Raw genomic sequence first — 18,261 nt, 5'->3', positions numbered from 1 at the left:
CGGAGATGAACGCCCAGGCGAACGAGGACCGGCTGCGGCGGGCGATGGCCGCAGTCCTGCGACTGCAGGAACGCAACGCCGAGCTGGAGGAGCGGCTCCACGAGCCGGTGGCCGTCGTCGGCATGTCCTGCCGGCTGCCCGGCGCGATCGCCACGCCGGAGCAGTTCTGGGAACTGCTCGCGGAGGGACGCGAGGCCCTCGGGCCGTTCCCCGCGCGCTGGGAAGGGCTGGACCTTCACGACCCGGATCCCGCCGCGCCGGGGAAGAGCTACGCCGACCGCGGCGGGTTCCTGGAGGACCTCGAGCAGTTCGACGCCGACCTCTTCGGGATATCGCCGCGCGAGGCGGTGTCGATGGACCCGCAGCAGCGGCTCGTCCTGGAGGCCTCCTGGGAGGCGCTGGAGCGCTCCGGGATCCGCCCCGACACGCTCGTCGGCAGCCGCACCGGCGTCTACCTCGGGTCGATGCGCTCCGACTACGACACCGGCAACGCCCCCCTGGAGGTCCTCGACGGCTACCAGGGCACCGGCATCTCCGGAAGCGTGGTCTCGGGCCGGGTCAGCTACGCGCTCGGCCTGCAGGGTCCCGCCCTGACCATTGACACGGCCTGCTCGTCGTCCCTCGTCGCCATCCACTCCGCGGTGACCGCGCTGCGCTCCGGCGAGTGCGACCTGACCCTGGCCGGCGGCGTCACCGTGATGAGCTCGCCCGCCATGTTCGTCGAGTCCAGCAGGCTCGGCGCGATGGCCCCCGACGGGCGCTGCAAGAGCTTCTCGGCCCACGCCGACGGCGCCATCTGGTCCGAGGGCGTCGGCATCCTCGTCCTCAAGCGGCTCTCCGACGCCCGCCGTGACGGCGACCGCGTCCTGGCCGTCGTCCGCGGCTCCGCGGTCAACCAGGACGGCCGCAGCCAGGGGCTGACCGCGCCGAACGGGCCCGCCCAGCAGCGGGTCGTGCGCGACGCCCTCGCGGCCGCCCGCCTGGAACCCCACGACATCGACGCCGTGGACGCCCACGGCACCGGCACGCCCCTCGGCGACCCCATCGAGGCGGGCGCGCTCGCCGAGGTGTTCGGTCCCGGCCGGGACCCGCACCGCCCGGTGCGGCTCGGCTCCTCCAAGTCGAACATCGGCCACACCCAGGCCGCCGCCGGAGTGGCCGGCGTCATCAAGATGGTGCTGGCCCTCCAGCACGAGACGCTGCCGCCCACCCTGCACGCCGAGGAGCCCAGCCCCCACATCGACTGGCAGGACAGCGGGCTCGCCCTGCTGCAGGAGGCCGCGCCCTGGCCGCGCGGCGAACGCGTCCGCCGCGCGGGCGTCTCCTCCTTCGGTATCAGCGGCACCAACGCCCACGTCGTCCTGGAGGAGGCGCCCGCCGAGCCGCCCGCCGACGGTGCGGCCTCCGGCGCCGCGACCGACGGCGCCGCCGACGCGACCGCGGGCGAGGGGGCCGCCGGCGCGGGCGCCCTCCCGCTGCTGCTGTCCGGGCACGACCAGCGGGCCCTGCGCGCCCAGGCCGCCCGCTGGGCCGACTGGCTGACCGAGCACGGCGACACCCCGTGGCGGGACACCGTGCGCACCGCCGCCCTCCACCGGGCCCACCTGGAGGCCCGGGCCGGCGTGCTGGCGGAGGGTCCGGCCGAGGCCGCCGAGGCGCTGCGCGCCCTGGCGGACGGCTCGTCCCATCCGGCGGTGACCGCCGGTCTCGCCCAGGAGCGCGGCAAGCCCGTCTTCGTCTTCCCCGGGCAGGGCTCCCAGTGGGTCGGCATGGGCCGGGAACTCCTCGCCGACAGCGCGGTCTTCCGCGCCGCCGCCGAGGAGTGCGACGCGGCCCTGCAGCCGTGGACCGGCTGGTCCGTGCTCGACGTGCTGCGCGGCCAGGCCGACGCCGAGCTGTCCCTGGAGCGCATCGACGTGCTCCAGCCCGCCCTGTTCACCGTGATGATCGGCCTGGTGGAGGTGTGGCGTTCGCTGGGCGTCGAGCCCGCCGCGGTCGTCGGCTCCAGCCAGGGCGAGGTGCCCGCGGCCGTCGTCGCCGGGGCGCTGACCCTGGCCGACGGCGCCCGGCTGACCGCCCTGCGGTCCCAGGGCCAGCTGCGCGAGTGCAGCGGCCGTGGCGCGATGGCCCTGGTGGAGCTGCCCCTCGCCGAGGTCGAGGACCTGATCGCCCCCTACGGCGACGCCCTGTCCGTGGCCGTGGTGAACACCCCCGCCTCGGTGGTGGTGTCCGGCGACGTCGACGCCGTGGAACGTCTGCTCGCCTCGCTGGACGGCACGGACGTCTTCTGCCGCCGGATCGCCTCCGACACCGCCGGCCACTGCGCGCACATCGACCCGATGCTGCCCCGCCTCGCCGAGGAGCTCGCCTCGCTGCGGCCGGCCGCCTGGAGCGTGCCGTTCTACTCCACCGTCACCGGCGGTGTCCTGGAGGGCACCGCGCTGGACGCGGACTACTGGTGCCGCAACGCCCGCCGCACCGTCCGCATGGACCGGGCGCTCGACGCGCTCGTCGCCGACGGCTTCGACGTCTTCGTGGAGATCTCCCCGCACCCCGTGCTCGGCACGGCCCTCACCGGCGCCACCGCCGGCGTCCAGGGCGCCGTGGCCGGCAGCCTGCGCCGCGGACACGGCGGCGCCGAGCAGCTCCTGCGGTCCCTGGGCGCCCTGCACGCCCAGGGCCTCGCGGTGGACTGGGCCCACGTGCTGGGCGCGCTGCCGCGCTCCCGTGCCGTGGGCCTGCCCACCTACGCCTTCCAGCGCCGCGCCTACTGGACCGGCGTGAGTGGTGTGCGCACCCTCGACCCGGCCGAGCTCGAGCGCCTCGCCGACGCGTCGCAGGACGCCGCCGGCACCGGGAGCGGCGCCGGGGAGGGCGCGGAGCTGCGCGCCCGGCTCGCCGCGCTCGGCGAGGAGGAACGCGCCGACGCCCTCACCACGGTCGTCCGGCAGGAGGCGGCCGCCGTCCTCGGCGCCGCGGAGCCCGTGCCCGCCGGCAAGCGCCTGCAGGAACTCGGCCTCGACTCGATCATGGCGCTCCAGCTGCGCAACCGGCTGGCCGAGCTCCTCGCCACCACCCTGCCCACCAACCTCGCCTTCGCCCACCCGACCCCCGGCGACATCGCGGCGCGTCTGCTGGCCGGCGGGCTCGACCTCACCGCGCCCGTCTCCCGGCCGCTGGAACGCTCCGAGGGACGCGACGTCCACCCGGCCACCGAGGGCCAGAAGCGGCTGTGGTTCCTCGAACAGCTCACCCCCGGCACCTCCCGGTACAACACGCCGCTGTTCCTGCGGGTCGCACGGCCCCTGGACCCCGGCGTCCTCGCCCGCGCCCTGCGCCACGTCATGGACCGGCACGAGGCGCTGCGCACCGGCCTGGCGACCCGCGACGGCGACTTCGTGCAGGTGGTCACCACCGACTACGCCCTGCCGTTCAGCCACGAGGACCTCACCGCCGCGTCGCCCGAGCAGGTCGAGGAGCGCCTGCGCGAGGAGGAGCTCCGGCCCTTCGACCTCGGCGGCCCGAGCCTGCTGCGCTGCGCCCTGCTGGACACCGCCGGGGAGCAGCTGCTGTGCCTGACCCTGCACCACGCCGTCACCGACGGCTGGTCGCTGTCCCTGCTCACCCGGGAACTCTTCGACGCCTACCACGCGTTCGCGGCCGGCGAGGAGCCCGGCGACGCCGAGCCCGCCCTCCACCTCGGCGACTTCGCCGCCTGGGAGCGGGACGCCGTCGCCGACGGCCACTTCGCCCGGGCCTTGGACCTCTACCGCGGTGAGCTGGAGGGGACCGAGCGCCTGGAGTTCGCCCCGGTGACCACCGGCGGCACCACGGGCGGCACCGAGGGCGGCACCGTCCCCTTCACTTTGCCCGCCTCGCTGCACACCCGCCTGGAGGAGATCGCCGCCCGGGCCGGCGTGACGCCGTACGCGCTGTACGCGAGCGCCTTCGCCACCCTGCTCGCGCGGACCACGGGCACCTACGACTTCGCGGTGGGCACCGTCTGGGCCAACCGCCAGCTGCCGGGTTCCGAGGGCATCAGCGGCTTCCTCGTCAACACGCTGCCGCTGCGCTGCGACCTGACCGGCGACCCGGCCTTCACCGACGTGCTGGCGGCCACCGGACGGCGCGTCCTGGCGCTGATGGAGCGGCAGGACGTCCCGCTGACCGAGATCGTGCGGGCGGTCGGCGGCGCCCGCGCCGACGACGAGAACCCCCTCTTCAGGGCCGTCTTCAACTACCGGAGCTCGGAGCTGCCCGCCCTCGGCGAGGGCGAGCACGCCTGGGTCCCCCGCGAGGACGGCGCCGTCGGGGGAGCTCCCCGCGGCGTGGCCAAGGCGGACGTCGGCCTCACCCTCGCGCCCGGCGGGCCGGGCATGCGCGGCGAACTGGAGTACCTGCCCGCGGCGCTGGACCGGGCGTCGGCCGAACGGCTGGCGGCCTCGCTGCGCACGCTGCTGGAGTCCGTCGCCGCGGACGCCACCCGCCGGATCGGCGAACTCGACGTCCTGGACGCGGCCGAGCTGGCCTGGCTGGAGGAACACGGCGGTGTCTCGGCGGAGTCGGTGACCGCGCCGGGAGCCCTGGAGCGGATCGTCGCCCAGGCGCGCACCCGGCCCGACGCCACCGCCCTGGTCGCCGACGACGCGCCGTTGACCTACCGCGACCTGCTGGCCCGGTCGTGGGCCATGGCCGGACACCTGCGCTCCGCGGGCGTCGGCCGGGAGTCCCTGGTGGGCGTGCACCTGCCGCGCTCCGCGGACCTGGTGGTGGCGGTGCTGGCGACCTGGCTGGCGGGCGGCGCCTACGTACCGCTGGACCCCGAGTACCCCGCGGCCCGGCTGGAGCACGTGATCGCCGACAGCGGCCTGCGGGTGGTCGTCTCCACCCGCGAGGGCGCCGGCGACCTCGCCGACGACGGGCTCGAGGTGCTCCTCTCCGACGCCCTGGACACGTCCGGCGCCGGGCCCGTGCCGGAGGACCTCGAACTGCCGGCTCCGTCGGACCTGGCGTACGTGATCTACACGTCCGGGTCGACCGGTCTGCCCAAGGGCGTGCAGCTGGAGCACGCGCAGTTCGCGAACTTCTGCGCCGCCATGGACGAGCGGGTCGGCGGCGGCCCCTCGGACACCTGGCTGGCGGTCACCAGCCTGTCGTTCGACATCTCGACGCTGGAACTGCTGTGGACCCTCACCCGCGGCTACCGGGTGGTGGTCGCGCGGGGCGGGCCGGCCGCGTGGGCCGGGTACGTGCCGTACGCGCCGACCCACCTGCAGTGCACCCCGTCGCTGGCGCGGATGCTGCTCGCCGACCCGGACGGCCGCTCGCTGGTGCAGGGCCTGAAGAAGATCCTCGTCGGCGGTGAGGCCCTGGACCGGGGCCTGGCGCGCAAGCTGCTGCGACTGTGCCCGGACGGCGTGATGAACATGTACGGGCCGACCGAGACGACCGTGTGGTCGGCGGCCTGGGACGCGCGGCCCGGCGACGTCGCCCTGGGCGAACCGCTCGCCAACAACCGACTGTACGTGCTCGACGAGGCGCGCCGCAGGGTCGCGCGCGGCGTGCGGGGCGAGCTGTGGATCGGCGGGCTGCAGGTGGCCCGCGGCTACCTCGACCGGCCCGAGCTGAACGCCGAGCGGTTCGTGCCCGACCCGTTCCTCCCGGGCGGGCGGATGTACCGCACGGGGGACGTGGTCCGCTACCGCGCCGACGGCACGCTGGAGTTCTGCGGCCGGGCGGACGCGCAGGTGAAGCTGCGCGGGCACCGCATCGAGCTGGGCGAGGTCGAGGCCGTCGCCGCCGAGCACGCCGCCGTGACCGGGACGGCCGCGGTGGTGCGCGAGGACGTGCCCGGCGACCCGCGGCTGTGCCTCTACTACACGGCACGGCAGGCCGTGGGGAGCGAGGACGTCCGCGACCTGCTGGCCGCCCGGCTTCCCGCCTACATGGTGCCGTCCCGGCTGATCCGCATGGACGAACTGCCGCACACCCCCAACAAGAAGGTCGACCGCAACGCGCTCCTCGCCCTCGACGCGCCCACGGCGGCGGCCCCGTCGGGCGGTCCGGTCGCCGGCGACGACCTGGAGGGCCTGATCGCCGGCGCCTGGACGGAGGTGCTGGACGTCTCGCCCGTCGACCTGGACAAGGGCATCTTCGAACTCGGCGCCACCTCCATGACGGCGCTGGAGGCGCACAAGCTGATCTGCGCGCGGCTCGGCCGCAGCTTCCCGCTGTCGGCCCTGTTCCGCCACCCGACGGTGCGGCGGCTCGCCGGGCACCTGCGCGACGGCTCCCCGGACACCCTGGTCCGGCAGCGGACCGCGGCCCGGCGGGAGCAGAACGGGCAGGACGCGATCGCCGTCGTCGGCATGGCCTGCAAGCTTCCGGGCGCACCCGACCTGGAGACCTTCTGGCGCAACCTGCGGGACGGCGTCGAGTCCATCACGCACTTCACCGACGACGAACTGCGCGCGACGGGCGCCACCGAGGAGGAGCTGACCGACCCCGACTACGTGCGCTCCCGCGGCCTGGTGGACGACCCGGACCTCTTCGACGCCGCCTTCTTCGGCTACTCGCCGGCCGAGGCGCTGGTCATGGACCCGCAGCACCGGCTGTTCCTCGAATGCTCCTGGCAGGCGCTGGAGCACTCCGGCATCGTCCCGGACGCCTTCACCGGGAAGGTCGCCGTCTTCGGCGGGACCGGCTTCGGCGGCTACCCCCAGCCCGCCGCGGACGACATGTCGTCGTTCTACCGCTCCATGATCGGCGGCAAGGCCGACTACCTGGCCACCCGCGTCTCCCACAAGCTGGACCTGCGGGGCCCCGCCCTGACCGTGCAGACGGCCTGCTCCACCGGGCTGGTGGCCGCCCACCTCGCCCGGGAGAGCCTGCTGCGCGGCGAGTCGGACGTCGCGCTGGTCGGCGCCTCGTCCCTGACCATCCCGCTCAAGCAGGGCTTCGTCCACCAGGAGGGCCTGGTGGTCTCCCCGGACGGCAGGTGCCGGGCCTTCGACGAGAAGGGCGCCGGCACGGTCTTCGGCAGCGGCGTGGGCGTCCTGGTGCTGCGCCGGCTCTCCGAGGCACTGGAGGACGGGGACACCGTCTACGCCGTCCTGCGCGGCAGCGCCGTCAACAACGACGGTGCCGACAAGGCCGGGTTCACCGCGCCCAGCGTGGCCGGCCAGGCCTACGTCGTCGCCGAGGCGCAGGCGGTCGCCGGCGTCGACGCGTCGACGATCGGTTTCGTCGAGGCGCACGGTACGGCCACCGCGCTCGGCGACCCGATCGAGGTGCAGGCCCTGCAGCAGGTGTTCGGCGCGTCGGAGCGCGAGGAGCCGTGCGCGATCGGCTCGGTGAAGACCAACATCGGTCACGCGGACGCCACCGCGGGCATCGCCGGTCTGATCAAGGCCGCCCTGGTGGTCCACCACGGCGAGCTGGTGCCCAGCCTGAACTTCGAGCACCCCAACCCCGAGATGGGGATGGACCCCAACCTCTTCTACGTCAACACCGAGAACGTGCCGTGGCAGGAGGAGACCGGTCCGCGCCGGGCCGGCGTCTCCTCCTTCGGGATCGGCGGCACCAACGCGCACGTGGTGCTGGAGCAGGCCCCCGCGCGCCCGGAGCCGTCCGGTGTCGACGCCCCGGGCGCCTCGGGCGCCTCGGGCGGGGACGCGGCGCTGCCGGTGCTGCTGTCCGCCCACGACGACGCCGCGCTGCGCGAACAGGCCGGCCGGTGGGCCGGCTGGCTGGAGCGGAACCCGCGGACCCCGCTGCCCGACATCGCCGCCACCGCCGCGACGCGCCGCGCCCACTTCGGCGAGCGGGCGGCCGTCTGCGTGGCCGACGTGCCCGCGCTGCGCGACGCGCTCGCCGCGCTGGCCGAGGGCCGCTCGCACCCCGCCGTCACCCGCGGCACGGCCCGGCCCGCCGGCCGGCCGGTCTTCGTCTTCCCCGGACAGGGCGCCCAGTGGGACGCCATGGCGGTCGACCTGCTCGACCGGTCGGCGGCGTTCGCGCGGGCCGTCGGGGAGTGCGACGCCGCGCTGGCGCAGTGGACGGGCTGGTCGGTGACCGACGTCCTGCTGGGCCGGGGCGCTCCGGAGCTGACGTGGGAACGGCTCGACGTGGTCCAGCCGGTGATGTTCACCATGTACGTGGCGCTGGCGGCCGCCTGGCGCGAACTGGGCGTGGAACCGGCCGCCGTGGTCGGGCACTCACAGGGCGAGATCGCCGCGGCGGTGGTCGCGGGCGCCCTGACGCCGGCCGAGGGGGCGCGGATCGTGGCCGTGCGCAGCCGTGCCCTGCAGGGCGTGGCGGGCGTCGGCGCGATGGCGGTGGTGGAACTGCCGCTGGAGGAGGTGACCCGGCGCATCGCCGGCTACGACGGGAGGATCTCCGTCGCGGCGGTCAACACCCCGTCGTCGGTGGCGCTCTCCGGGGAGGCCGACGCCATCGAGGACCTGCTCTTCGACCTGGACGACGACGACGTGGTGTGTGGCAAGCTGGAGGCGCCGGTCGCCTCGCACAGCCACCACATGGACGCCCTGCTGCCCGCCCTGGAGGCGGAGCTGGCCGGGCTGGCCCCGCGGCCGGGCACCGTCCCGCTGTACTCGACCGTCACCGGCGGGCTCCTGCCGGGCGACGCGCTGGACGCCGCGTACTGGTCGCGCAACCTGCGCGAGCCGGTCCGGCTCGACCTGGCGCAGCGCGCCCTGATCGACGCGGGGCTGGAGGTGTTCGTCGAGGTCAGCCCGCACCCCGTGCTCGCGATGCCGCTGACCGAGGGCGACGACCGGGCGATCGTGACCGGCACCCTGCGCCGGGGTCACGGCGGGAGCGGTGAGCTGCTGCGCTCCCTGGCCGCGCTGCACACGCACGGGCAGCCCGTGGACTGGCGGCGGGCGCTGCCCGCCGCGCCGGTGGCGCAGCTGCCCACGTACGCCTTCCAGCGCCGGCGGTACTGGCTGGAGGAGCAGCCGCCGCCGGCCGCCGCCTCGCCCGCGGAGGAGTCGTTCTGGGACGCCGTCGCCGACGGCGGGACCGACCGGATCGCCGAACTGCTGCAGGCGCCCGAGGAACTGCGGCGCGGCATCGAGGAGCTCCTTCCCCTGCTCAACGCCTGGCACAGACAGCAGCGCACCGACGAGAAGGTGGCGGGCTGGCTCTACGAGGACACCTGGGAGCCCGTTCCGCTCGCCCCGTCGGGCGGAGCGTCCGGGAGTTTCGCGGGCCCCGTCGCCCTGGTCACCTCCGCGGGGGAGGAGGCCGCGGCCGACTCCCTCGAGGAGTCCCTGCGCGCCGCCGGCGCTTTGGTGCACCGCCTTCCCGGCACCGTCGACCGGGCGACCGCGGCCGCCGCGCTGGCCGCCCTGCCCCAGCCGCCCGGCACGGTCGTGACCCTGGCCTCGCTGGACACGACGCCCGCGCCGGGCGGCACGACCCGCGGTCTGCTGTCCGTCCTCGCCCTCCTGCAGGCCGTCGCCGACAGCGGACTGGACGCTCCGCTCTGGGCGTTGACCCGCGGCGCGGTCATGACCGGTGACGCCGACGACGCGCCGGACCCCGCGGCGGCGCTGGTCTCCGGGTTCGGCCGGGTGGCCGCCCTGGAGGACCCGCTGCGCTGGGGCGGAACCGTGGACCTCGCGCCGCGGCCGTACGACGGCTGGGCCGGACAGCTCGTGGCCCACCTCGCCGATCCGGGCCACGAGGACCAGACGGCGCTGCGCGCCGACGGCCGGTACGCGCGCCGCCTGCGGCGTGCCGAGCCGCCCGCCGGCCGCGGCGTCTGGACCACCCGTGGCACCGCGCTGATCACCGGCGGTACGGGCGCGCTCGGTCTGCGCCTGGCCCGCAGCCTCGCCGAGCACGGTGCCGAGCACGTCGTGCTGGCCTCCCGGAGCGCCGGGACGACGCCGGAGACCGAGCGGCTCGCGTCCGACCTCGCCGCCCTGGGCGTGCGTCTGAGCGTCGAGGCATGCGACGTCACCGACCCCGCCGCGACCGCGCGCCTGGTCGGGCTGGCCGACTCCGACGAGGCCCGCCCGCTGACCGTCGTGGCCCATCTGGCCGGAGTCTCCCGCGTCGCCGCCATCGGCGACCTGACCCCCGAGGCGGTGGCCGAGGAGACCGCGGCCAAGGTGCTCGGCGCCCACCACCTGCACGAGGCGCTGGGCGGCCGGCCGCTGGACGCCTTCCTCCTGTACGGCAGCGGCGCCAGCCTGTGGGGCGGCGCGGGCCAGGCGGCCTACGGCGCCGCCAACACCGCGCTGGACGCCCTCGCCCGCCGCCGCCGCTCCTTCGGGCTGGCCGCCACCGTGGTGCACTGGGGCGGCTGGGCCGGAGGCGGCATGGTCTCCGCCGAGGCGGAGCGGGCGGCCCGGTCCCGCGGGCTGCGCTCGATGGCCCCCACCCGCGCCCTCGACGCCCTGGACCTGGCCCTGCGCGCCGGCAGCGTCGCCCTGGGCGTGGCCGACATCGACTGGTCGCGTTTCGCGCCCGCCTACCGGGCGGCACGCCCGCGGCCGCTGCTCGACACCGTCGAGGAGGCGCGGCCGGAGCAGGAGCCGCACACCCTGGCCGAGGCGTCGGTGGGCCGTGAACTGCGGGCCCGGCTCGCCCCGCGGGACGCGGAGGAGCGGCTCGGTCTGCTCACCGTCCTGGTGCGCGACGAGGCGGCCCCGGTCCTCGGCCGCGACGCGGACACCCTGCCCACCGAGCAGCCGCTGCAGCAGCTGGGCCTGGACTCGCTGATGGCCGTGACCCTGCGCAACCAGCTGATCCGCGCCACCGGCCTGCCCCTGACCACGGAGATGATCCTGCGGCACGCGAGCTGCGCCGGGATCGCCGCCCGGATCCTGGAGGAACTCCTCCCGGAGGGCGGCCCGTCCACCGCCGCGGTCCGGCCGGGCACGGGATCGTGGCTCCGGGTGCTCAAGCCCGCCGAGCGGCCCCGGGCACGGGTGTTCTGCGTCGCCGGCATGGGCGGCACCACCGGCGGGTTCGTGCCCTTGGCCCGGCATCTGCCGGACGACGTCGAACTCGTCGGCATCCAGCTCCCCGGCCGGGAGGAACGGGCCGACGAGGCCCCCATGACCGACATGATGGCCGTCGCCGACCAGGTGGTGGCCGCCCTGGCGGACCGGCTCGACGTCCCGGCCGTCCTGTACGGGCACAGCCAGGGGTCCTGGCTGTGCTGGGAGGTCTCCCACCGGCTCGCCCACCGGCCCGGTGTGCCGCCGCTGGCGCTCGTCGCGGCGTGCGCGCTGCCGCCGCTGGCCGAGCCCACCGACGGGCTGCGCCGGCTCGCCGAGATCACCGCGGACGGCGACTTCGACCAGGTGCGCCTGGACGAACTCACCGTCGTCTTCCGCGGCCTGCTGCCCGACCAGGTCCTCGACGACGAGGAACTGCTCGCCGCCTACGTCGACCGGCTGCGCGCCGACACCGTGCTCGCCGAGAGCCACCGCACGGTGCTGCGCGGCGTCACCCGCCCCCCGCTCGCGACGCCGGTCCTCGCGGTCGAGGGCAGCGAGGACCCCGTGCTGCCGCCGGCCGCCATGGAGGTGTGGCGCGACCTGACCGACGGCGCCTTCGGGCGGACGAGCATCCCCGGCACCCATGCCGCGCCGATCGTCAACGCGGAGGCGATGGCGGTCCAGCTCATGAACACGATCGACGACATCACCACAGCGGAGGAACCGCATGCCTGAGACAGTGCGCCCCGACGGAGCGCGGATCCACTACGAGGTGCACGGAAGCGGCTTCCCCGTCCTGCTGCTGGCGGACGGCGCGGGCGGCGGCGAGGCGGCCTCCTGGTCGCGGCACTCCTACGACCCGGTCACCGAACTCGCCGGCGCCTTCCGGGTGATCGCGGTGGACCAGCGGCACGCCGGCCGCAGCGCCGCGGCCCCCCTCGAGCCGTTCTCCTTCGAGCAGCACACCGCCGATCTGCTGGCGGTGCTGGACGACCTCGGTGTCGAGGAGGCCCATGTGGTCGCCTCCGGCGCCGGCACGGCCCTGGCCTGGCGGCTCGCGCACGACGCCCCGCAGCGGGTGCGGGCCCTGGTCTGCGACCGGCCCGTGGGCCTCGCCGAGGGCAACACGCTGGGCGACTTCCTCGCCGCCTACGACGAGCCGATGCGCCACGCCCGCTCCGAGGGCCTCGACGGGGTGATCGCGGCGGCCGCCGAGGACGGCAGCTTCACCCGCAACCCGGCCGCGGGCCCCTACGCCGGACGCCTCCACGGCGACGAGGAGTTCCGGGAGGAGATCCGGGCGCGCCGCCTGGAGCGCTACGTCGTCTCGCTGGTCCGTTTCCGCGACGGGATGTGGCCCGAGGGCTCGGCGTACTTCTCGGTGCCCGAGGAGTGGATGCCGCGGCTCGACCGGCCGCTGCTGATCCTGCCCGGCGACGACCGGCTGCACCCGGAGGGCCTGGCCAAGCGGCTCGCCGACGAGGTGCCCGGCGCCCGCCTCCTCGACACCGGCCACGACAGCGAGGACCGCCGTACGCAGACCGTGGGGACGATCGTCTCCTTCCTCAACTCCCACACTCCCCGCTGACCCGAGGAACCCGACATGCTCACCCTGGACACACTCGACATCACCGACGAGTCCTCCTACGCCGCCAACGGCGGGTACCCCGACCGCGAGTTCGACCTGCTGCGGCGCGAGGCGCCGGTGTTCTGGTACCGGCGCCCCGGCTTCGAGCCGTTCTGGGTGCTCACCCGGCACGAGGACATCGCCTGGGTGTCCCGCAACCCGAAGATCTTCTCCAGCGCCCAGCGGGTCACCCTCGACACCCCCGAGGCCGTCGACATGTTCGAGATCCAGCTCGAGCAGCGCGCCCAGATGTTCGGGCACGCCCCGGACCTGCCGCCGGCCCTGTCCTACATGGACGCGCCGCGCCACCGTCATCTGCGCCAGGTGATGGCGCCCTGCTTCACCCCGAAGGCGATCGCGGAGCTCGAGGAGCGCTTCCACGAGCTGGCGGCCGGCTACGCCGCGGAGTTCGCGGCCCGCCTGGACGCGGACGGCGCCGTGGACGTGGCGCGTCACCTGTCCGCGCGGCTGCCGGTCGCCGCCATCTGCGAACTGGTCGGCGCCCCGCTGAAGGACTGGGACGACATCTTCGAGTGGACGGAGGGCACCACCGGCGCCGCCGACCCGGAGAACCAGCGGGACGGCGAGGACGCCGAGGCCACCTTCGCGCGCAACATGACCGCCCTCAACGGCTATGTGGCGGGACTGGTCCAGGAGCGCATGGCCCAGCTCGACGGCACCGGTACGGACGTGCTCAGCCGGCTGGCCCGGGCGCGGATCGACGGCGAGCCGCTCGCCTTCCACGAGATCCTCTACACCATCTTCAACCTGCTGGTCGCGGGCATCGGGACCACCCGCAACGCGACCACGGGCGGCGTCCAGGCCCTGCTGGACCACCCGGAGCAGCTGCGCAGGCTCGTCGAGGACCCGTCGCTGGTGGACGGCGCCGTGGAGGAGATCCTGCGCTGGACGTCGATCGCGGTGAACTTCGTGCGCACCGCCCGGCAGGACACCGAGATCGGCGGGCAGCTCATCCGCAAGGGCGAGACCGTCGCCATGTGGTATCCGGCGGGCAACCGTGACGCGTCCGTCTTCGACGACCCGCACCGTTTCGACATCACCCGCGACGCCCGTGCCCACGTCGCCTTCGGCGGCCACGGCGAACACGTCTGCCTGGGCTCCCACCTGGCGCGGCTGGAGCTGCGGGCCGTCCTGCGGGCGATCCTCCCGCTCCTGCCGCAGCTGGAGATCACCGGCAGGCCGGAGTTCGGGGTGCTGCACCTCCAGGCCGCCGAGATCAAGCGGCTCATCGTCCGACGCAAGGGGAACTGAACCATGGCGGAGAACAACAGGCCGACGCCGGCCACCCTTCAGGAGTTCGCCGGAGGCGACGAGTCCGACCTGAACGTGGTGGCGCCCTGGGCCGGCCCCGCCGTCGACCCGGAGACCGGTCTGCTGCGGGAGCCGATCCGCGGGCGTCATCTGGTGGCGACGTCGGTCGGCTGGCCCAAGCCGGGGCACGAGCCGGTCGCCATCGAACTCAACGAGGCGATCCTCAAGGAGCTGTACACGCGCCCCGGTCTCCTCGCGGTCTCCCTCGCGATATCGGAGAACAACTTCAACAGCACCAGGAGCCTCAGCATCTGGCAGGACGAGGCGGCACTGGCGGGATTCATGAAATCCAAGCCGCACATCGCCGCGGCCCGCCGCGTGCGCGAGCTGATGTTCGACTGGGAAGGCACGCACTGGACGGTCGAGGAAACCGCCGAATTCCCGACCTGGGAAGAGTCCAGGGCCCGCCTGGACGCCGTGCGCGAACCCGGCACGAGCGAATTCGCCTCCCCGGACCACTGAAAGACCGGAAAACTCCCGGGCATTCGCTGGAGAAACGCTCGACAACCCCTCCAGAAGGGCTCGAGGACCACTTGAGGGACGGCCCTCAGGCTGACCCCGGAAACAGCTGTCCGCAGAGAACAGCTGGCTCGAAATCAGCGCACACGACCGATCGGAGACCCGCGAAGATGACCGCGACCCTGGAGACCGTCCCGCAGTCGCTCACCACGCACTTCCTGCACCACTTCGACCTGGCCCACGAGATGGTCCTCCAGCTCGCCGAGGACTTCGACGACGCCACCGCGCGCCTCGCCCCGGCCCCGCACAAGCCGCTGGTGTGGTTCCTGGGCCATCTGACCTGCTCCACCGACTACTTCTCCACCCTGCACCAGGGCACGCAGTCCCTGGTGACCGAGGAGTTCTCGCGCCGCTACGCCGGCAACGACAACTCCGACTGGTCCGTCGGGCCCTCGCTGGAGGAGATGATCGACCTCTACAAGGCCGTCCACGCCCGCATGCGCGAGTTCGTCGCGGAGCTCACCCCGGCCGACCTCGACCGCGAGTCGCCGCTCGAGCCGGTCGGTGACGACCGCCTGAAGAACCTCGGAAAGGCGCTGGCGATCATTCAGATGCACGACGCCTACCACTGTGGCCAGATCGGTTGCCTGCGCGTCGCCCTGGGCAAGTACGTTCCGTTCTAGAAGGGTGCCCCGAAGAGCGCTGCTACGGTGTTGAATGAGTTTGTTCGCAGCGTCCGGTGCTCGAAAGAGGGGTATTCCCATGTCGTCTCACATCGCCTTCTTCAATTTCCCTGCGATCGGCCATGTGAACCCGACGCTCGGTGTGGTCGAAGAACTGGTGCGGCGGGGCAACCGGGTCACGTGCACCGTCACGGAGCACTTCGCTCCGGCCGTCGAGGGAGTCGGCGCCGAGGCCGTGGTGTACGAGTCGGTGTTCGGTGATTTCTACCGGAGCCCGTACACCGCGGAGGCCAACGCGGGAGAAGGACTCCGGTGTCTGAACGAGGCGACGTCCCTCGTCGAACAGGTGAGCCCCTTCTACGAGAACGACAAGCCCGATCTGATCGCCCATGACTTCATGGCCTGGGGGGCGCGCTTCTACGCCTCGAAGAACGACATCCCGGTGGTGCGGCTCTTCCCGTCCTACGCGGCGAACGAGCACTTCAGCATCCAGGAGAAGTTCCCGCTGGCCGAGTACTCGGACCCCCAGGTCATGGACATGATTGGGAAGCTGACCGCGCTGCTGCCCCAGTTCGGTCTGCCCGCCGACCCGATGGCCTTCTTCCAGGGCATCGAGCGGCGCGGCATCGTCTTCATGCCCCGCGAGTTCCACTACGACGGCGAGACCTTCGACGAGCGGTTCGTGTTCGCCGGACCGTGCCTCGGCGACCGGTCCTTCCAGGGCACGTGGGAGCCGACGACCGACCGTCCGGTGCTGCTCATCTCCCTGGGCACCGCCGCCACCGGCTGGCCGGAGTTCTTCGGCGCGGCCGTCGACGCGCTGCGCGACAGCGAGTGGGAGGTCGTGATGGCGGTCGGCGACCACATCGACCCCGCCGAGCTGGGCGACCTGCCCTCCCACTTCCACGTCACCCGGCACGTCCCGCAGCTCGACGTGCTGCGCAGGGCCGGCCTGTTCATCACCCACGGCGGGATGAACAGCACCATGGAGGCGCTCTACCACGGTGTGCCCATGGTGGTCGTGCCGCAGATGAACGAGCAGCGGGCGAACGGCCTGCGGGTGGCGGAGCTGGGCCTGGGCCGCCACCTGACCAAGGAGGAGACGACCGCGCAGAGCCTGCGCAAGGCCGTCGACGAGGTGGCCGGCGACCCGTCCGTGCGGGAGCGCGTGGAGAGCCTCAGCCGCGCCATGCGGGCCACCGACGGCCCGGCGATCGCCGCCGACGCCATCGAGTCCTTCCTCGCCGAGGCGCGCTGACCCCGGCCCGACGCCACGACCCCGGCCCGACGGCCGGCGATCTCCCTGAGGGGCCTGTCACCCGGTACCACCGGGTGGCCGGCCCCTTCGTCGTGCGCCCGCGCGGTCGGTCTCCCGGGGCTGGACGCCCGTTCGAGCAGCCGTCGAGCGGTCCCGCCCAGGGTGTGGCGTGCGGGGGACTGCGTCCGCCCTGCGGCGCGGCCCCGCCCTAGCTCCTGAGACGACCCTGGAAGGCATTGTGAAGCGACTGTCGAAGATTGCGGGCGCTGTTCTGGCCCTGGGCCTGCTGATACCCACCACCACCGCGGCCGTCGGCGACGAGGCCGGAAGGAGCGACTCCGGGGACCGCCGGCACGTCCGGGCCGAGTCCTTCCCCCGGTCCGGCTCGCTGGGCCACCCCTCCGGCAAGGGCAGCTTCCGCTTCGGCGTGGCCAGCTCCGCCACCCAGATCGAGGACCGGAACACCAACACCGACTGGTACAAGTGGACCGCGCCGGCGCCCGAGGGCATGGGCAGGAGCGCGTTCGTCGGTGAGGGGGTGCACGGCTACTCCAAGGCGATCGAGGACATCGACCTGCTGGAGGACCTCAACGTCGACTCCTACCGGTTCAACATCGAGTGGGCGCGCGTCGAGCCGCGCCGCGGCCAGTACGACGAGAAGGCCCTCGCCCACTACGGCCGGCAGATCGACGCCCTGATCGCCCGCGGCATCCAGCCGGTCCTGGTCCTGCACCACTTCTCCAACCCGGTGTGGGTGGACAACCCGGAGGACCCGACCTGTGCGAACGGTCCCTCCGACACCAACCTGTGCGGGCTCGACCACCCCGAGGGCGGTCCGCTGGTCGTCGAGGCGATGGCCACGTACACGGAGATGATCGCCAAGCGGTTCGGCGACCGGGTCCGCGAGTGGGCCACGCTGAACGAGCCGATGGTGTACATGCTGTTCTCGCACGCCTTCGGCGCGGGCCCGCCCGGCAAGGCCAACCTGCCGACCAACTACTCCACGAAGTTCGTGCCGGCCATCCGCACCTACATCGACGCCCACGCGGCCATGTACCGGGCCATCAAGAAGCACCGTCCCAGCGCCTCCGTGGGCCTCACCCTGAGCGTCAAGCAGTACGTCCCGGTGCGTGACGGCAAGGTCAGCGACGAGCCCAGGGACATCGCCGCGGCCGAGCGCTTCCGCCGCTTCTTCGAGCTGAACTTCATCGACTCCCTGTGGAAGGGCAGCTTCGACGCCGACCTCGACGGCACCCCCGACGAGTCCCACCCGGAGTGGAAGAACACCGTCGACTGGCTCGGCGTGCAGCTGTACGACCGCACCGGCGTCTCCGACCCCGGCGCCACCCCCGGCCCCGGCACCCTGCCGGTCGTCAACATCGACAACTGCGGCGCCCCGCCGTGCCTGCCGCTGCTGGACGAGTCCTACTTCATCCCGGCGATGGGCTACGAGTCGAACCCGGCCGCCCTCTACCCGGTCCTCAGTGACTTCGGGGCCCGCTACCCCGGCCTTCCGCTGCTGGTCAGCGAGTCCGGCATCGCCACCAACGCGCCCAAGCGCCGCGCCGAGTTCATCGTGCGGGCCCTGGAGCAGATCTCCCGCGCCCGCGCCGACGGCGTCGACGTGCGCGGCTACTACCACTGGAGCCTGATGGACAACTTCGAGTGGCTCCACGGCTACAACGCCAACTTCGGGCTGTACGGGGTCGACCGCTCCACCATGGAGCGGATCCCCAACGAGGCCGTGTCCGTCTACTCGGAGATCGCCGAGTCCCGCCGGCTGAGCCCGGCCGTCCGCGCCGAGTACGGCGGCACCGGTCCGCTCACCCCGGAGCCCGGCGGCGACGGATCGACCACCGCCCCGTCCGCCCTGTCCACGGCGGTCCTCGGCCGCAGGGACTGACCCGCTCCCGCCCCGCACCGGCC

General features: G+C 74.0%; 7 protein-coding genes. All 7 read left to right on the top strand.

The window, feature by feature from the left end; genetic code table 11:
- The first annotated feature begins 5 nt into the window (after nucleotides 1–5).
- The 7 genes from ACWD3O_RS27505 to ACWD3O_RS27475 all read left to right on the top strand — a co-directional run bounded on the left by ACWD3O_RS27505 (nucleotide 6) and on the right by ACWD3O_RS27475 (nucleotide 18,238).
- On the top strand, nucleotides 6–11,711 hold the full coding sequence (locus ACWD3O_RS27505) for an amino acid adenylation domain-containing protein (protein ID WP_451417727.1): 11,706 nt from the start codon (nucleotides 6–8) through the stop codon (nucleotides 11,709–11,711).
- Complete coding sequence (locus ACWD3O_RS27500) at nucleotides 11,704–12,564, top strand: alpha/beta fold hydrolase (protein ID WP_451417726.1); 861 nt, start codon at nucleotides 11,704–11,706, stop codon at nucleotides 12,562–12,564. The genes ACWD3O_RS27505 and ACWD3O_RS27500 overlap by 8 nt, the downstream gene beginning before the upstream one ends.
- Before the next feature lie 15 nt (nucleotides 12,565–12,579).
- Complete coding sequence (locus ACWD3O_RS27495) at nucleotides 12,580–13,875, top strand: cytochrome P450 (protein WP_451417725.1); 1,296 nt, start codon at nucleotides 12,580–12,582, stop codon at nucleotides 13,873–13,875.
- Between the two features lie 3 nt (nucleotides 13,876–13,878).
- Nucleotides 13,879–14,397 carry a DUF3291 domain-containing protein gene (locus ACWD3O_RS27490; protein ID WP_451413795.1) on the top strand — a complete coding sequence of 173 codons (519 nt, stop codon included), beginning with the start codon at nucleotides 13,879–13,881 and terminating at the stop codon, nucleotides 14,395–14,397.
- Nucleotides 14,398–14,564: 167 nt separating this feature from the next.
- Complete coding sequence (locus tag ACWD3O_RS27485; protein ID WP_451413796.1) at nucleotides 14,565–15,077, top strand: DinB family protein; 513 nt, start codon at nucleotides 14,565–14,567, stop codon at nucleotides 15,075–15,077.
- A 79-nt stretch (nucleotides 15,078–15,156) separates the two neighbouring features.
- Nucleotides 15,157–16,335: a macrolide family glycosyltransferase gene (locus tag ACWD3O_RS27480; RefSeq protein ID WP_451413797.1), complete on the top strand. Its 1,179-nt coding sequence runs from the start codon at nucleotides 15,157–15,159 to the stop codon at nucleotides 16,333–16,335.
- Nucleotides 16,336–16,573: 238 nt separating this feature from the next.
- Nucleotides 16,574–18,238, top strand: a complete 1,665-nt coding sequence (locus tag ACWD3O_RS27475; protein WP_451417724.1) for a glycoside hydrolase family 1 protein — start codon at nucleotides 16,574–16,576, stop codon at nucleotides 18,236–18,238.
- Nucleotides 18,239–18,261 lie beyond the last annotated feature (23 nt).

This window comes from Streptomyces sp. NPDC002640 (genome assembly GCF_053592575.1).
This window is presented reverse-complemented; position numbering and strand designations above follow the sequence as displayed.